This window comes from Pseudomonas carassii, assembly GCF_036324045.1.
Lineage (GTDB): Bacteria > Pseudomonadota > Gammaproteobacteria > Pseudomonadales > Pseudomonadaceae > Aquipseudomonas > Aquipseudomonas peradeniyensis.
Genome location: NZ_JAZDCT010000034.1, coordinates 22,840 through 39,480 on the forward strand (window position 1 = coordinate 22,840; position 16,641 = coordinate 39,480).

13 protein-coding genes are annotated in these 16,641 nt (G+C 65.5%); 10 read left to right on the forward strand and 3 right to left on the reverse strand.

What is annotated here, in order from left to right; genetic code table 11:
* The first annotated feature begins 171 nt into the window (after positions 1–171).
* The 3 genes from V0R62_RS21440 to V0R62_RS21450 are packed head-to-tail and all read left to right on the forward strand — an operon-like array spanning position 172 to position 7,463.
* Positions 172–2,952, forward strand: a complete 2,781-nt coding sequence (locus V0R62_RS21440; protein WP_330105136.1) for a TonB-dependent receptor plug domain-containing protein — start codon at positions 172–174, stop codon at positions 2,950–2,952.
* Complete coding sequence (locus V0R62_RS21445; protein ID WP_330105137.1) at positions 2,942–4,666, forward strand: ABC transporter ATP-binding protein/permease; 1,725 nt, start codon at positions 2,942–2,944, stop codon at positions 4,664–4,666. The genes V0R62_RS21440 and V0R62_RS21445 overlap by 11 nt, the downstream gene beginning before the upstream one ends.
* On the forward strand, positions 4,656–7,463 hold the full coding sequence (locus tag V0R62_RS21450; protein ID WP_330105138.1) for a M16 family metallopeptidase: 2,808 nt from the start codon (positions 4,656–4,658) through the stop codon (positions 7,461–7,463). The genes V0R62_RS21445 and V0R62_RS21450 overlap by 11 nt, the downstream gene beginning before the upstream one ends.
* A 19-nt stretch (positions 7,464–7,482) precedes the next feature.
* Here V0R62_RS21450 and V0R62_RS21455 read toward each other — a convergent pair whose 3' ends face one another.
* The 3 genes from V0R62_RS21455 to V0R62_RS21465 all read right to left on the reverse strand — a co-directional run bounded on the left by V0R62_RS21455 (position 7,483) and on the right by V0R62_RS21465 (position 9,779).
* A complete protein-coding gene (locus V0R62_RS21455) occupies positions 7,483–8,427 on the reverse strand; it encodes a FecR domain-containing protein (RefSeq protein WP_330105139.1) in 945 nt (314 codons plus the stop codon).
* Positions 8,424–8,912 (reverse strand): sigma-70 family RNA polymerase sigma factor, encoded by a 489-nt coding sequence (locus V0R62_RS21460; protein WP_330105140.1) that lies wholly within the window; start codon positions 8,910–8,912, stop codon positions 8,424–8,426. Before V0R62_RS21460 ends, V0R62_RS21455 begins: the two co-directional genes overlap by 4 nt.
* A gap of 285 nt (positions 8,913–9,197) precedes the next feature.
* Positions 9,198–9,779, reverse strand: a complete 582-nt coding sequence (locus tag V0R62_RS21465; RefSeq protein ID WP_330105141.1) for a helix-turn-helix domain-containing protein — start codon at positions 9,777–9,779, stop codon at positions 9,198–9,200.
* A gap of 158 nt (positions 9,780–9,937) precedes the next feature.
* Here V0R62_RS21465 and V0R62_RS21470 point away from each other — a divergent pair, with 158 nt between their 5' ends.
* The 7 genes from V0R62_RS21470 to V0R62_RS21500 are packed head-to-tail and all read left to right on the forward strand — an operon-like array spanning position 9,938 to position 16,640.
* Entirely contained in the window at positions 9,938–10,834 is an 897-nt protein-coding gene (locus V0R62_RS21470) for a DMT family transporter (RefSeq protein WP_330105142.1), read from the forward strand.
* Between the two features lie 55 nt (positions 10,835–10,889).
* Complete coding sequence (locus tag V0R62_RS21475) at positions 10,890–11,918, forward strand: beta-ketoacyl-ACP synthase III (protein WP_330105143.1); 1,029 nt, start codon at positions 10,890–10,892, stop codon at positions 11,916–11,918.
* A 45-nt stretch (positions 11,919–11,963) separates the two neighbouring features.
* Positions 11,964–12,194, forward strand: coding sequence for an acyl carrier protein (locus V0R62_RS21480; protein ID WP_330105144.1), 231 nt, complete (start codon positions 11,964–11,966; stop codon positions 12,192–12,194).
* Positions 12,194–13,411: a beta-ketoacyl-[acyl-carrier-protein] synthase family protein gene (locus V0R62_RS21485; protein WP_330105145.1), complete on the forward strand. Its 1,218-nt coding sequence runs from the start codon at positions 12,194–12,196 to the stop codon at positions 13,409–13,411. Before V0R62_RS21480 ends, V0R62_RS21485 begins: the two co-directional genes overlap by 1 nt.
* 35 nt (positions 13,412–13,446) lie before the next feature.
* The gene (locus tag V0R62_RS21490) at positions 13,447–15,261 is read left to right on the forward strand and encodes an acyl-CoA dehydrogenase family protein (RefSeq protein ID WP_330105146.1); all 1,815 of its coding nucleotides are present in this window, start codon (positions 13,447–13,449) and stop codon (positions 15,259–15,261) included.
* A complete protein-coding gene (locus tag V0R62_RS21495) occupies positions 15,251–15,730 on the forward strand; it encodes an acyl-CoA thioesterase (protein WP_330105147.1) in 480 nt (159 codons plus the stop codon). The genes V0R62_RS21490 and V0R62_RS21495 overlap by 11 nt, the downstream gene beginning before the upstream one ends.
* 13 nt (positions 15,731–15,743) lie before the next feature.
* Positions 15,744–16,640, forward strand: a complete 897-nt coding sequence (locus V0R62_RS21500; RefSeq protein ID WP_330105148.1) for a fumarylacetoacetate hydrolase family protein — start codon at positions 15,744–15,746, stop codon at positions 16,638–16,640.
* Position 16,641: the final 1 nt, after the last annotated feature.

Here is a 16,641-nt window from a genome sequence, read left to right on the forward strand (position 1 = left end):
GGCACAGGTGGTGGTGGGACAGCAGCAGGGTGTTGCTGGATCAGCAGTCGATCAGCAGTCGGCAGTTTTTTTCACCTGGGATTGTCCCTTTTGCGATCCTGCTCGGCATTACAGATCGATAATGATTCCCAGTTCGCTGGGGTCGACTCTGCCTAGCACGGATCACCCTCGATGCCTTCCGACACTTCGCGTTTCCCGGTACTGCTCTGCGCTTCACTGCTTCTGACGGCTGTTCCCCCGGCCCTGGCCGAAACGCTGCCGGCTTCCCGCGAGCAGTCCGATCAGCGGCACTACTTCGCCATTCCCGCCGGCCCCCTGGGCCAGAGCCTGGCGCGCCTTGCCGAGCACAGCGGCGCCCGCCTGGCGTACGACTCGCGCCTGGTGGATGGGTATCAGGCCGTGCGTCTGGAGGGGCACTACAGCATTGCCGGCGCCCTTGAGGCCTTGCTGGCCGGCAGCGGCCTGACGGTCTTCGACACCGGCGCCGGCTACCTGATCCGCCGCGACACGGCGGGCGACGAACAGGCGGTGCGCCTGCAGCCGACCAACGTCAACAGCGTGCACAACGAGGACGAGCAGCGCTTTTCCAATCCCTTCGCGCTCACCGCCGAGCAGATCGAAAAGCGCCCGCAGGCCAACAGCAACCTCACCGACCTGTTGCGCAGCCATCCTGTGGTGCAGTTCTCCAACAGCAGCCAGAGCGGCCTGAACCAGGGCGAGATCAAGCCCGACTCGATTTCGATCCATGGCTCGCGCCCCTACCAGGGCCTGTTCAGCCTGGACGGCATGCGCATGAACAACGACCTCGATCCGGTCGACGCTGGCAATGGCGTGACCCTGGCCTCCGGCACCTCCAGCGAGCAGGGCTTCTACCTCGACAGCCGCCTGATCGAAAGCCTCGAAGTGCACGACTCGAACATCTCGGCACGCTACAGCGGCTTCACCGGCGGCGTGGTCGAGGCCACTTCGCGCAGCTGGCGGGGCGGGCAGGGCGGGCGCGTGTACTACCGGCACAGCGACGCCGACTGGAACCACACCTTCAGCGACAGCCGCCTGGACTTCGACAGCGCCAACAACAGCGTCGACCGTCCGGCGCGCTTCCAGCCCAAGTACCAGAAGAGCGACTACGGCGCCTGGGCCGAGACCCAGCTGGCGGAAAACCTCGGCGTGGTGGTCAGCGCCTCGCGGCGTGATTCGAAGATCCCCATGCATGATCTGGGCGGGCAGGCGCTGCTGGTCGAGGGCACTGAACTGGTGCCTATCGACAGCCCGGCGAGGAATCGCCAGCAACGCCGGCAGTCCGACAACCTCTCGGCCAAGTTCAGTCTGTACGCCACGCCCGAGACCACGTTGCACTGGACGGTGCTGTACTCGGGCTACGAAGAGCAGATGTTCCAGAACACCATTGCCGACTCCGGCTACCGCAACAGCCACGATGGCCTGGGCAGTATCCTCAAGCTCGAGCAGTTGACCGACCTGGGACGCCTGGATCTCTCGGCCAGTTACCGGCACATGACCGATGAACGCGAAGGTGATACCGATTTCCGCATCCTGGTGCGCGACTTCACCGACTGGCAGGATCCGCGCAACTACCAGTACGGTGGCCCCGGCAGCCTGGAGAGCTACCAGGACACCGTCGAGCTGTCCGGCCAGTTCGCCTTCGACCAGTTGCGCACCGGGGTGCTTGGCCACCAGGTGACGGTCGGGGCCGGCGTCAATCAGGTCGATGCCCAGTTCAAGCGCGACCAGACCTACTACTCGGCGACCTTCACCGGCATGGACGATGAGTTCAACCTGCAACAGGTCGATGCGTTCTTCGCCGGTTCGTCGTCCACCCGCTACACCAGCTACCACCTGTTCCTCGAGGACGCCGTGGAGTGGGGCCGGGTAACCGTGCGCCCGGGTGTGCGCCTTGACCGCGACGACTTCGTCGGGCGCAACAACCTGGCGCCTCGCCTGGCGGTTTCCTGGGACGTTCAGGGCAATGGCGACACCGTGCTCAAGGCCGGGGCCAACCGCTACTACGGCAGCTCGATGCTCACCTACGCCTTGTATGGCGCGCAGAACGGCGGCCTTAAACATTGCTACGTCGAGCGCGACTGCCTGGCCTTGAACGACAACGGCGACGGCAGCTGGGACGCCACCCCCGACTACGAAGGACTCGACGGTCTCAAGACCCCCTACAGTGACGAGCTGATGGTCGGTCTCAGCCAGCGCTGGGGCAACAGCCTGTGGTCGTTGCAGTACGTCAACCGCAAGCACCGCGACGAAGTGCGCAGTCGGCCCAAGTACCCCGACAGCCGCGCCAGCGACAAGCGCAGCGTCAAGCAGTTCACCAACGACAGCAAGACCGACAGCGACAACGTCTACCTGAGCGTGAGCATGCTCGAACCGCTGCGCTGGCAGGGCGCCGAGCACGTCTTCGGCGCCTCGCTGGCCTGGCAGCGTACCCGCAGCGACACCGCGCTGGAGCTGGGCTACACCGACATCGACCTGAGCATGAAGCTCGACCCGGACAAGGCCTGGTACAACGGCAAGGTGATCAGCGCCAAGGACTTGCCCGCCACCGATTTCAACGCGCCCTGGAAGCTCAACCTGGATTGGCAGGCCACCTGGCAGGCCCAGGGCCTATCGCTGTTCAACCGCCTGACGTTCGAGAGCAGCCGCGACCAGGTCTACAAGCACGACACCGACGCCGACGGCTACTACACCTTGCCCGACAGCGGCCTGCGGGTGCGCAAGTACAGCTCGGCGCGGATCGGTTCGCTGTGGCGCTGGGACACCAGCCTGCAGTGGAAGCCGGCGTTTGCCGGTGGGTTGGGCTTCACCGCCGAGGTCAACAACCTGTTCAATACCCGCAATCAGAGCGACACCCTCAACTGGCGTGGCGACACCTACAAGGTGTACCAGCCGGGACGCCAATTGTGGCTGGGGCTGTCCTATGACTTCTGAGCGTCGGCTGCCAATCAATCGGCTGCGCCAGTTCTGGGCCATCTCCCGGCCATTCTGGTGTTCGCGCCAGGCCTGGCCGGCCTGGGGGCTGCTGGCCACGGTGCTTGGCCTGACCCTGTTCGGGGTATGGCTGAACGTGCGCCTGAACGAATGGAACGGCGCCTTCTACAACGCCCTGCAGGCGGTCGACGGCGGCACGCTGTACCGCCTGTTGTACCAGTTCGCCGGGTTGGCGGCGGCGATGATCCTGTCGGTGGTGTATGCCGACTACCTGCGCAAGCAACTGCTGATTCGCTGGCGCGCCTGGCTCACCGAGCATATCGCCGGGCGCTGGTTGTCCGCCGATGCCTGCCACTACCGCCTGCAGTTGCAGGGGCGCGAGCCGGACAACCCGGACCAGCGCATTGCCGACGACGTGCGGCAGATGATCGAGTTGACCCTGCAACTGCTGCTGTCGTTTATCCGCGCGCTGGTGACCCTGGTGTCGTTCATCTCGATTCTCTGGACCCTCTCGGGCAGCTTCGGCTTCAGCCTCTGGGGCCGTGAGTTGCAGATACCCGGCTACATGGTCTGGGCCTGCGTGCTGTATACCGTGGTGGGCATCGGCCTGACCCGCTGGATCGGCGGCGCGTTGCAGCGCCTGAACGTCCAGCAGCAACAACGCGAGGCCGATTACCGCGGCGCGTTGATCCTGCGCCGGCGCCACGCCGAGGCGATTGCCGGCCAGCAGGGCGAGGCTTGCGAGCGTCAGGCGCTGGGCCGGCGTTTCACCGCGGTGGTGGGCAACTGGTACCAGCTGATGCGCGCCGAGCGCAACCTGGCGTTCTTCACCGTGGGTTACAAGCAGGTGACGATCATCGCGCCATTCTTCTTCGCCCTGCCGGCGTTTCTCGCCGGGCAGTTGCAGCTGGGCGGGCTGATGCGCATCCAGTCGGCGTTCGGCCAGGTATCCAGCTCGCTCAGCTGGTTCATCCATGCCTATCGCGATATCGCCCTGTGGTCGGCCTGCGTGGAGCGGCTGCACGGATTCGTCAGCCAGCTCGACGCCAGCCCCGAGCCCCCCATGGCTGAGAGCAGCGCGTCCAAGGCCTTGCTGGAGGCCCGTCTGCAAGTGAACCATGCCGATGGCCTGGCGCTGCTGGCGCCGCTGAGCTTGCACCTCTCGCCCGGTAGCCTGACCCTGTTGCGCGGACGCTCGGGCCTGGGCAAGTCGACCCTGCTGCGCGCCCTGGCCGGATTCTGGCCGCATTTTCACGGCACCGTCACGCGTCGTGCCCAGGCCTTCTGGGTACCCCAGCATGGCTATCTGGCGGACGAGCCCCTTGCCGAGCTGCTGACCTACCCGAAGCCGGCGGGCACCTTCAGCGAGGCGCAACTGCGCCAGGCGCTGACGGAGGTCGGCCTGGGCGAGTGGGCAGACCGGCTGTGGCTGTGCGCCGAGTGGCGCCAGCGGTTGTCGGGGGGCGAGCAGCAACGCCTGCTGTTTGCCCGCCTGCTGCTCAACCGCCCGCGGTTGCTGCTGCTGGATGAAAGCACCTCGGCCCTCGACCCGGACAGCGCCCGCGAACTCCTGTCTTTGCTGCGCGAGCGCCTGCCCGACAGCGCCATCCTGCTGGTGAGTCACCAGCCCCACCTGGTTGTCCTGGCCGATCACCTGATCGAGCTGGGCGGCCTGCCATCCGCTGCCAAGGAATCCTGCGTTGATGTTCACTAGAACCTTGTTGCTGGCCTGCTCGCTGGGCCTGGCGGCCTGTGCTGTCGCGCCATCCAATACTGCCGGCCGTGGCGAAAGCGTGCAGGCGGCCGGCGAGCTGCCGATACGCCCCGGCCTGCGCGACTACCGGCTGGACAACGGCCTGCGCGTGTTGCTGCTGCCGCGTCAGGCGCCCGGCGTCGAATTGCGCCTGCTGGTGGCCAGCGGTTCGATGCAGGAAACTCCGCAGCAACGCGGCCTGGCTCATTTCGTCGAGCACATGGCCTTCAAGGGCAGCCGTCACTTCCCCGGCAAGTCCGGCCTGCAGGCGCTGGAGCGCGGAGGCATCAGCCTGGGGCCCGACATCAATGCCGCGACCCGCTTCAACAGCACGCTGTACAAGCTGTCCTTGCCCGACAGTGACACCGACCTGGCCTTGAGGGTGATGGCTGACTGGGCCGGACAGGTGAGTTTCGACCCGGCCGCCTTCGAGGCTGAGCGCGAGGTGATCGTCGAAGAGTGGCGCTTGCGCCAGGGTGTCGGCCAGCGCATCAACCAGCAGCTCGACGCGCTGCGCTATGCCGACAGCGACTACCAGCAGCGCGACCCCATCGGCGACCTGGAGGTCATCCGTCACGCGCCGTTGGAGCAGGCCCTGGCCTACTATCGCGAGGGCTACCAGCCACAGCGCATGACCCTGGTGCTGGTGGGCGGGTTTGACGAAGGCAAGGTTCGCGCCGCGATTGACCAGGCATTTTCCGGCCTGCCGCGTGGCCAGGCCGGCGGCACGTCGCAGCCCGCGTTCCAGGGTGGCACCGGGCTGCGGGTTGCCCAGGTGTTCGATGCCGAGCAAGGCCAGCGCCTGCTGCAGTTCGCCCTGCAGCGTGACCTGGCGGCGCCGCTCGACACCCAGAACGGTCAATGGCGGGACCTGATCGACGCCCTGTGGCTGAGCGTGCTCGACGAGCGCCTCGACCTGCTGGTCGAGCAGGGTGGCTTCGCCAGCGCCGGTACCGCCGAGCGCTCGACCTTGCTCGATGCGCGGCGGGCCCAGTACCTGTTCATGCTGCGCGTGCGCGATGACGACCTGCCGGGCGCCGCCGAGCGCCTGTTCACCGAGTTGCGCAGGTTGGCCATCCAGCCGGTGAGCGCCGACGAACTGGTGTCGGCCAAGCGCCGACTGCTGGAGAAGCTGCAAGGCCAGGCCGGCGCCCAGGAGCGCTTTACCCACCCCGTGCTTGCCGACGGCCTGGCGGATGCCCTGGAATACCGAATGCCGATGTTCGACAAGCGCCAGCAGCTGGCCTTGACCGAGGCCTGGCTACCGCGCATCGGTGCCGACCATCTGCGTGCGGCGGTGGCCGAGCTGTTGGCGCAGGCCTCGCCGCGCCTGGCCGTGATCGGCCCGGACAGCGACGCTGGCCGTTTCACCGACAGCCGCTTCCAGGTCGCGTGGCAACAGGCGCTGGCCGGTCAGCCGGGGGCCTTCGCCCTGCACGCCGGCAAGCAGATGCTGGAGTTGGTGACGCCGCAGCCGGGCAGCCTGAGCGACATGGCCGCGCTGGAAGAGGTCGGCGCGGTGCAATGGCGCCTGGGCAACGGGATCCGGGTCATCGTCAAGGCCGATGCCGACCTGCAGGACAATGTGCGCCTGGAGCTGCGCCAGGCCGGCGGCAGCTCGCGGGAAGCCGAAGGCGAGGCCGGGCAGCAGCACTGGGCCATCCAGCTGGCCGAGCGCAGTGGCTACGGCGCCTACTCGCCGCGGCAGCTGGCGCGCCTGGGCGAAAGCCGGAGCGTGCGCGTGCAGCCGTTCAGCGAAAGCCTGTTCCATGGCGTGCGTGGCAGCGCGCCGCCCGACCAGGTGGAGACCTTGTTCAAGTTGCTGAACCTCAAGCTGAGCGCTGCCCGGTTCGACGCACGGTCACTGGAAGAGATGCGCCAGCGCATGAACGAGGACCTGCAGCGCCAACCCGCCGAGCGGCGCTACATGGACGCGATCAACCGTGGCGCCTATGCCAACGGCCAGCACCTGGTCAGCGATCCGCAGGGGCCGTGGCGGCATTTCGATGCGGCGCAACTGGCCCGTGTCCACGGCGAGCTGTTCGGCGTGCGCCCGGGGATGACCCTGGTGGTCTCCGGCCCCGTCGACGTGGCGCAGCTGCGTGCGCTCAGCCGGACCTGGCTGGCCAGCCTGCCGCTCGCCGACGCTGACCGGCCGCACTGGCGCGACCGTGGCGTACGGCCGCTGCACCAGGCGATGAGCGAGGTCTACCCCTGGTCGAGCAGTCCGAAAAGCATGGTCAGCGTGCTCTACAGCAGCCCGGCGGATTGGCGGCGCGAGGATGTGTTGGCCCTGCAGTTGCTGGACCAGGTGGCCAGCCTGCGCCTGCGCCAGGCAATCCGCGAGGATGCCTCGGGGGTCTATGCCATCGGCTTTTCCCAGCTGTTGGCACGTTTGCCATCGCCCTATTACCTGGCGCGGCTCAACTTCACCGCCGCCCCCGAGCGGGCCGAGGCGTTGACGGTCCAGGCCCGGGCGGTGATCCAGCAGATCGCCGACGAAGGCATCACGGCCAGTGAGCTGCGCCAGGCACGCCTGGCGTTGCTCAACGACCAGCGCCAGCAGCGGCGCAGTGCCTTGTACTGGAGCGAGGCGCTGATGCAGGTGGCCATGCTCGACGACGACTTCGCCGCCCTGGCCGCAGAGCCCGGGCAGTTGCAGACGCTCGACCTGCAGGCGGTCAATCGCCTGGCGACGCAGTGGCTGGGCCGCAACCCCAAGCAGTTCATCCTGGCGCCGCAGGACATGCAGCGTTGATCCTGTAGGAGCACGACTATCAAGCCGGCACCAGCGTCGCCCAATAGCGACTGCGGTAGCGTACCTGCACCGGCAGCACCTGGCCCACGGTCGCCAGCACCTGCTCGGGCTGGTGCAGGTCGAAGGAGCCGGAAATGCGCAATTGGGCGATGCGCGGATCGCAGCGCAGGATGCCCGGGCGGTAGCGATCAAGCTCCTGAACGAACTCGCCCAGGGGCATGCCCTCGCTGATCAGCAGGCCGCGGGTCCAGGCGTCGGAGGCCAGCGGTAAGGGCCTGCGCTCGAGGTGCTGGGCGCTCAGCAGCAGCTGCTGACCGGCCATCACGCGGTGCTCGCCATCGGCCAGCATCACGCCGACCTGGCCCTGGTACACCGAGATGCGCGTCGGCTGGTCGTCCAGGGCGCGCACGGCGAAGCGGGCCTGGCCGGCCTGGATCAACGTCTGGCCGCTGCGCACTTGCACGGAGGAGGGGAGCGAATGGCGCGAGTCGACCATGATCTCGCCGCGCAGCAGGGCGATCAACCTGCCGTGGTTTTGCGCCTGGATGTCCACGGCGGTGGCGGTGTTCAGGTCGAGTGTGAGCTGCTCGTCCAGCGTCAACCGACGCTGTTCGCCCGTGGCGGTGCGCAGGTCGGCCCCCAGGGTAGGCCAGGCCAGTTGCTGGCCGGTGTAGGCCAGGCCGCCGGCCCCACCGAGCAGCAGGCACAGCTTGCCGACGAAGGCGCGTCGGGAGGTGGCCGGCGGTGTGGCCCGCCAGGCCGAGAGCAGCAGCTTGCCGTCGTCGCCCGACAAGCGCTGCTGCAGCGCCTGTACCCGTTGCCAGGCCTGTCGGTGCGCCTCGGACGCCTCCAGCCAGGCCTGCCAGCGCTGGCGCCGCGGGTCCTCGGCATGGGCCTCGCGCAGTTCGATGTACCAGTCCAGTGCCGCATCGATGCACGCCTGTGCGTTGGGCTCGCGGCTCATGCCTCCAGCTCCAGGCAGTGCAGCAGGGCCGTGCGCATGTATTTTTTCACCGAGCTCACGGTCACGCCCAGGCGTTCGGCGGCCTCGGCGTACTTCAAGCCGTCCAGCTGGCACAACAGGAACGCCTGGCGCACCTTGGGCGGCAGGCTGGCAAGCAGGCGATCGAGGGCGTACAGGCTTTCGAGCAGCGAGCAGGTCAGCTCCGGCGAGGGCGCCAGCGCTTCGGGCAACTGCTGCAGGGTGGCCAGGTAGGCGCGCTCCAGCTCCTTGCGCCGCACCTTGTCCACCAGCAGGCCATGGGCAATGGTGCGCAGGAAGGCACGGGGCTCGCGTAGGCCATCGAGGTTGCGGCCCAGCACCTTGACGAAGGTGTCCTGGGCCAGGTCGGCGACTTCGCTGGAACAGCCCAGGCGCCGCTGCAGCCAGCCCTTGAGCCAGCCGTTGTGCGCCTGGTAGAGCTCGGCGACGACATCGTTGGAGTTCATGGTGGATCGGCTATGGCATTCAAAACGCTAATGATAATTATTAGTGAATTGTTTTGCCATCATCTTGCTGTAACCAGGCTGCAGATGCCGGCCTGGTTCGGAGCGCCAGCCCGACAGCCGTCTCAGTGCATCCGATCGCGCCTTCGTATCATCCATCACCCCCCAGTCTTGGGAGCACCGGAGCCGCGGCGGTTGTCATCATGCTGCTAAGCCCCCGCCTTTCCCCTTCGCAAACGGTGGGCATGACCCCGTTCAGGATGGATGCTGTTGCAAGGGCAGGGCACTTCAGGGGTGCTCTATCACCATGACTGCCGTGGTGTTCGCCTCGAGCGCTTCGAATACATGGGGTACGTTCGCCGAATAGCTGATGTAGTCGCCAGCGCGCAGCAGCATCGGTTCGCTGGCCGGACCTATGGTGGCGCTGCCGGTGCACAGCACCACATGCTCGATGGTGCCGGGCAGATGTGGTTGTGACAGTCGTGCCTCACCCGGTTGTACCTTGAGGCGGTAGATATCGCGCTGTACGCCGGCAGGGCAGTCGGCGAGCAGAGTCGCGGCATAATTGGATGCCTCGGCATAGGCGGTCATGCCTTCGTTGGCACGTATCACCCGCAGGTGCTGCCGAGGCTGTTCGAAGAAGCGCGTGACCTGCAGACCCATGGCGATGGCCAGAGACCAGAGGGTCTCGATGCTGGGGTTGCCGATGCCGGATTCCAGTTGGGACAACGTCGACTTCGCCACCCCGGCGCGCTTGGCCAGTTCCGTCACCGAGAGACCGGCCTGCAGGCGTTCACGCTTGATGGCCAGAGCCAGTAGATCGATGCGGCTCAAGGCGCCGGCAACCGAATTGTTCGTTATGTCGTTCATTTGTTCTTTAGATCGTCCTTAAATGGGTTGACGCGTTCGACCCCTTTGTTCAGTATGGTGGTCGTTCGTTCATTATATAGTTTGATTTGCCGACTAATGAGCCAGCGGAAAGTGTGGCGTAGGTTACGGCAATGACCGCAGCAAGGAAGCAGCGAGTGATGAAGTCGCAGGCCCGCGGGGCCATTGAAATGATTTCGGCGATGGTGATATCCGGCACGGTGGGCTGGTTCGTCGTCATGTCGGGGCAATCCCCCGAGTCCGTTGTGTTCTGGCGCTGCCTGTTTGGTGCGCTGGCGATGCTGGCAGCGTGCCTTGCCCTGGGTGTTCTGCGTCAGGTCCGCATGGAGGCTCGGCAGTTCGTCCTGGCCTGTGTAGGTGGTGTTGCACTGATTCTCAACTGGGTGTTGTTGTTCAGCGCCTACGGCCATTCTTCGATTGCCATCGCCACGGTCGTCTACCATATCCAGCCGTTCATGCTGGTAGGGCTCGGTGTTCTGTTCTTCGACGAGCGGCTGAGTGCGGCCAAGGTTGGCTGGCTGCTGCTGGCCTTTGCCGGGCTGGTGCTGATCGTCTCCGCCAAAGGCAGCGGGCAGGCGGTGGGTTCCAACTATGTGCAGGGTGTGTGTCTGGCCCTCGCCTCGGCCTTCTTCTATGCCGTCGCTGCGGCGATTACCAAGCGCCTGAAAGCGCTGCCGGCCCACCTGATCGTGCTGATCCAGATGATGGTAGGTGTGCTGGTTCTTGCGCCGTTCGTGGATTTCTCCGATGTCGGCGGGCTGACCAGCGATAGCTGGACCTACCTGGTCATCATCGGCGTGGTGCACACCGGGGTCATGTCTACCCTCCTGTACAGCGCCATCCAGAAAATTCCCACCGCACTGGTGGGGGCGCTTTCGTTCATCTATCCGATTGTTGCCATCCTGGTCGACTGGGTCGCCTTCGCCCATCCGCTGGGTGTGCTGCAAGTGGCCGGCGCCGCGGCGATCCTGCTGGCCGCTGCGGGAATGAATTTCGGTTGGTCGCTGAATCGGGCCAAGCGCCAGGAGACTGCTTAGGGCCCGGCGCGATGCGTGGGCTATGTGAACCATCGTCTAGTCAAGGGAGTTGATCGTGGCCGTGATCCTGTGTGGCTTGGGAGGCTGTCTACCGCCTCGGGCAATCGACAATCAGCAGATTTCCAGCGGGCTGGATACCACCCCGGAGTGGATCGAGTCGCGTACCGGTATCCGTGAACGGCGCATGGTCAGCGAAGGCCTGAGCATGCGAGACCTGGCGATAAAGGCCGGGGCAAGGGCCATCGCTTCGGCCGGTGGGCGACGCGTGGATGCGGTGGTAGTGGCAACCACGTCGCCGGAACGCATTTGTCCGGCCGTCGCGCCTGAGGTGGCCGCTGCTCTCGGGCTTGGCGATATTGCCGCCTATGACATGACCTCGGCCTGCAGCGGCTTCGTCTACGGCCTGGCCACCGCCTCGGGGCTGATCGCCGCCGGTATCGTCGATACGGTACTGTTGATTGGCGCGGAGGCTTTCACCACCTTCGTCGATCCCAGTGACCGCAGTACAAGGCCAATCTTCGGTGACGGCGCCGGCGCCGTTGTATTGCGCCGTGGCGAGGCGGGCGAGCTGGGGGCGCTGGGTTGCTTCGACCTTGGCAGCGACGGTGCGCGTTCGGACCTGCTGGCGATTCCCGCCGGAGGTTCGCGACAGCGCTCGGCCAGTGCCGGACTCGGCCACGCCACTGTGGCGACCGGGGAGTTCTACCTGCACATGGACGGCCGCGCCGTCTACGAGCAGGCCGTAGCGCGTATGTCGGCTTCGGCGCAGCGCGTGCTGGACCGCACACAATGGTCGATGGAGCAGGTCGACTGGTTCATCGGTCACCAGGCCAATGTGCGCATTCTGCAGACGGTGGCCTTCGAACTCGGCCTGGATACCGAAAAGGTAGCCGTCAACATCGAGCGCCTGGGCAATACCCTGACCGCGTCGATTCCCCTGCTGTTCAACGATCTTGCCCTGCGTGGCGATCTCAAGGCCGGCCAGCATGTGCTGGTCAGTGCCTTCGGTGCCGGCTTGTCCTGGGGATCGACGGTGCTGCGCTGGCCACAATTGAGCACCCGTGACAGCGAGTGGAACGACTGACCCGGATTTCCCAACCCCGTAGTACCTCACAACAGGAGTCATGTGATGACCGTTAGCAATGAAGCTATCGCCAAGGCCATTTCCGCGCGTTTCAACATCGACGAAAGTCGCATCGTTCCGCAAGCCTCCCTCGAGGAGCTGGGTTTCGACTCGTTGTCACAAGTCGACCTGGCCCAACTGTTGAGAAAGAAGCTGGGTGTGCAGATCAGCGATGCGCAGCTCTCGGAGGTCGCCACGGTCGGTGATGTCCTGGCGCTGGCCAACGGTAAAGCGTAATGGGCGCCGATGCGGTAGTGGTGACCGGCATCGGCCTGGTCACGCCGGCGGGCATCGGTATCGAGGCGAACTGGCGGCGTGTGCTGGCGGGGCTGACCACCGCCGCGCCGGACAAGACCCTCGAGGCATTACCGGTGGGTATCTCCTGCCGGGTGCCAAGCTTCGACAGCGCACTGCTGGGGGTGAAGAATCCCTGGCAGTGGGACCGCTATGCGCAGTTCGCCCTGCTGGCCGCCCGCCAGGCCCTGCAGGATGCCGGGCTCGAAGCCCGGCAGTGGCGCGACGAGAGCCGTGTCGCGGTGATCATTGGCTCGGGGGCGGGAGGCACCGCTACCCTGGAGCAGCAGCATGCGCTGTTACTCAGCGAAGGCGCCGAGGAGATCTCCTCGCTGACCCTGCCCATGGGGTTGTTGAACATGGCCGCAGGGCAGGTGGCCATTGAGCTGGGAGCCCGTGGTCCGTGCCTGGCCCCCTGTTCGGCCTGTGCTTCTGGTGCCTCGGCGCTGGGCATGGCCAAGGAACTGATCGAGCGCGGGGTCTGCGACATCGTCGTGGCCGGGGGCACCGAGGCCCCGATCACGCCCTTGTACGTGGCGGCGTTCGCCCGAATGCGCGCGTTGTCGCGTAACCCGGATGCCACTTGTGCTTCGCGTCCGTTCGATGCAGCGCGCGACGGTTTTGTCATTGGTGAAGGGGCAGGGGTGTTCGTTCTCGAGTCTGCGGCCCATGCCAGCGCCCGTGGCGCCAGGAGCAGGGGGCGCCTGCTGGGCTATGGTGCTTCTGCCGACGCTCACCATGTCACGACGCCCCACCCGGACGGACTGGGTGCGCGCCTGGCGATGCAGGGAGCGCTGCGTGATGCCGGGCTTGCCCCGCAGGCGGTGGACTACGTCAACGCCCATGGTACTTCGACTCCAGGTAATGATGTGGTCGAGTCGCGGGCGATCGCCGAACTGTTCGGCCATCAGGTGCTGGTCAGTTCAACCAAGGGGGTTACCGGGCATCTGCTGGGCGCCGCAGGCGCTATCGAGGCGGCCTATACCCTGCTCGCGCTCGAGCATGGACAAGTGCCGCCGACGGCCAACCTTCGCGAGCCGGATCCTGCGATCAAGGTCGACCTGGTTCGTGGCGAGGCACGCAGCCAACCGATCAAGGTGGCGCTTTCCAATTCATTCGGATTTGGCGGGCAGAACGTTTCACTGGCGTTCTGCGCCTGAGGAACGAACACCCCCAGCATTGCACAGGACTTGTCATGACACATCCAAGCTTTTCGCTGGCGCGCGATGAACTGCGCGACCTGCTGTTCGCCAGCACCTTCGAGAGCGATCATCAGACGATTCGCGATGTCTTGCTCGACCCGATATTCGACCCTGTGCCAGGCCTCAACATGGAGCAGGCCGGTCGCCTGGCCTATGCCCGCAGCCGCCATGTGCACGCGGCCCTGGAGCGTCCGTTGCAGATCCTGGCCAAGCCTAGGCGTCTGTTCGCCCTGGCAGAATGGCCCAGTCTCCTGGATGTCGCCAGTTTCTCGCTGCTGATGGTCCACTATAACCTGTGCCTGGGGACGGTCTTCGATCATGCCCAGGGGCGCGAGGACCTGGAGGCGCTCACCGAGGCCCTGGATTCGCTGACGTCGTTCGGTCCGTACATGGCCACCGAACTAGGCTATGGCAACAATGTCGCGGCGCTGGAAACCGAGGCGGTCTACGACAGGAATAGCCAGACCTTCACCCTCAACACCCCCGGTGTGCAGGCGCAGAAGTACATGTCCTACAGCGGCTTTGGTGATATCCCGAAAGTCGCCACTGTCATGGCTCGGCTGAAGATCGACGGCAAGGACCACGGTGTCTACCCGTTCCTGCTCAGGTTGTCGACCGAGTCGGGTCTGTGCCCGGGCATTCGCGCGACGTTGTGCCCGGAGAAGCCGGTGCAAGGGCTGGACAATGGCCTGACTTGGTTCGACAACGTGCGCTTGCCGCGCAGCAGCCTGCTGCATGGCGACATGGGCCACTTCACCGAGGATGGTCGCTTCGAAGTCGGTGCCGGCAACGCCCGTGCCCGGTTCCTGCGGGCCATGTCGAGAATCGTGCCTGGCCGGTTGTGCGTGGCCAGCGCGGCTCTCGGAGCGAGCCGCGCCAGTATCTACATCACCTTGCGCTACGGTCAGCAACGGCTGACCAATGCACCGGGTACCAATGACATGCCAGTCATCGAATACCGCAGTTTCCAGCGTCCGGTGTTCTCGGCCTTGGCGAGCGCCTATGCGATGACGCTGCTGCTCAACGAGGCCAAGGCGCGTTATCTGGCCTGTGAAGCGGAGCCCGCGGCCGATGTGGTGAGCCTGATCAACATCACCAAGGCGCTGGCCACCTGGGACGCTACAGCGGTGATTGCCGAGTGTCGTGAGCGTTGCGGGGCTCAGGGCATCTTCAGTGCGAACCGTATCGCCGACTACGGCTCGCTGCTGCAGGGGCTGGTCACGGCCGAGGGTGACAACCTGGTATTGCTGGGCACGGTGGCCGGACAGATCATCGCCCAGCCATGGCAGGGCGCCCAGCCGCCGTCTCCAGGACGGCCATCGCGCCTGGCCGAGCCGGAATGGCTGATTGCGGCCCTGGCCTATCGCGAGCATCAGTTGTGGCTGGCCATTCGCGAGGAGATGGATGCCGATGAACGCGGCTACTTCGAGACGTGGAACGATGCCATGAACCCTGGCCTGGAGCTGGCGCGTCTGCGCGGTGAACGCATTGCCCTCGAGCAGATGTGGAACGCCTCGCTGCATGCGCGCCAGGATGAAGCAAAAGCCGCACTCGTGCTGCTGACCGCACTGTACGGGCTCAACCTGCTGCATCGCAGCGCAGCCTGGTTCCTTGCCCATGAAGTGATCGATGGCGGCCAGGCGCTTTCGTTGCCCGGGTTGATCGACCAGCAGTGCGTGGCCTTGCGTGCGCATGTGCCAATCCTGATCGACGGCTTTGCCCTGTCGCCGGAGTTGCTGCGTGCTCCGATCGCCCATGATGACTACCTCCAGGCCTTCTGCAGGCAAGTGGGTGCCAATGTCGACTGATATCGCCGGCGCGCTTGCCGCCCGCCAGGCCAGCGGAGAGAAACCGATGTCCACGCATGTGTATCAATGCCCCGTTCGCTGGTCCGACATGGACGTGTACGGCGTGGTCAACAATGTCTCGTTCCTGCGCCTGCTGGAGGAGGCCCGGGTGGACTTCATCTGGCGACTGGGGGCAGAGCAGGGCGATGCCTTCTTCGCCGGTGGTTCGGTGGTTGTCCGACACGCCATCGAGTACAAGCGGCCGCTGGTGCATCGCCATGAACCGGTGGCGATTCACATGTGGGTATCGGACATCCGTGCTGCGGCGGTCACCATCGAGTACGAGGTACGCGACGCAGAGAACCTGTGCGCCCTTGCCTCGACCACCATGGCGCCGTTCAACTACGAAGGGCGTTATCCAAGGACCATGACCGATGCGGAAAGCACGTTCTTCGAGCGCTTCTTCAATCCGCGCAGGGCTATCCCATGAACGGAGTCGCATCATGCGCTTGCTGAGGGTTGGCGCCGTTGGGCGCGAGCGCCCCTGCGCGGTTGCCGCCGATGGCTCGGTGCGCGATCTCGGGGGGTGGGTGCAAGACTGGACCGGGACCACGCTCGAGCGTTCGTTGCTGCATGACGTGGCCGGGCGTTTTGCCGAGCATTGGCAGGCACTGCCGGTGGTGGATGCACGCCGTGAGCGGATCGGCCCGGCGTTGCGCCCGGGGCAGATTCTGTCGATCGGTCTCAACTATCATCGGCATGCTCGCGAGGCCGGCATGCAGGTGCCCGACGAGCCGATTGTGTCGAGCAAGTCGGTACATGCCTTGGGTGGTCCCTTCGATGAGTTGATGTTGCCTTTGCGGGGCGACAAGACCGACTGGGAGGTCGAGCTGGGGGTCGTCATCGGCTGTCGTGCACGGTACCTGGCCACGCTCGAGGCAGCGGATGCCTGCATCCTTGGTTACTGCACCGCCAACGACTTGTCCGAACGCAGCTGGCTGCTCGAGCGCGGTGGGCAATGGATCAAGGGCAAGTCGTTCGACGGCTTCGCGCCATTGGGGCCTTACCTGGTCACCGCCGACGAGGTGCCCGCGCCCCAGGCGCTTGAACTCGTGTGTCGAGTCAATGGCCAGGTAATGCAGCATGACAGCACCGCCGACATGATTTTCGATGTACGCCAGCTCGTTCACTATCTCAGTCAGTTCATGACGCTCCACCCGGGCGACGTGATTCTAACCGGCAGCCCGGGCGGCATGGCCCTTGGGAGGGCCGACCAGCCGTTCCTGCGCGAGGGTGATGTGGTCGAGGCCGAGGTAATCGGCCTGGGCGCGCAGCGCCAGGTATGCCGCGTGTTTCAGCCGCCGATGATGAGTGGCGCTGACAATCCGTCGAGGAGTTGAA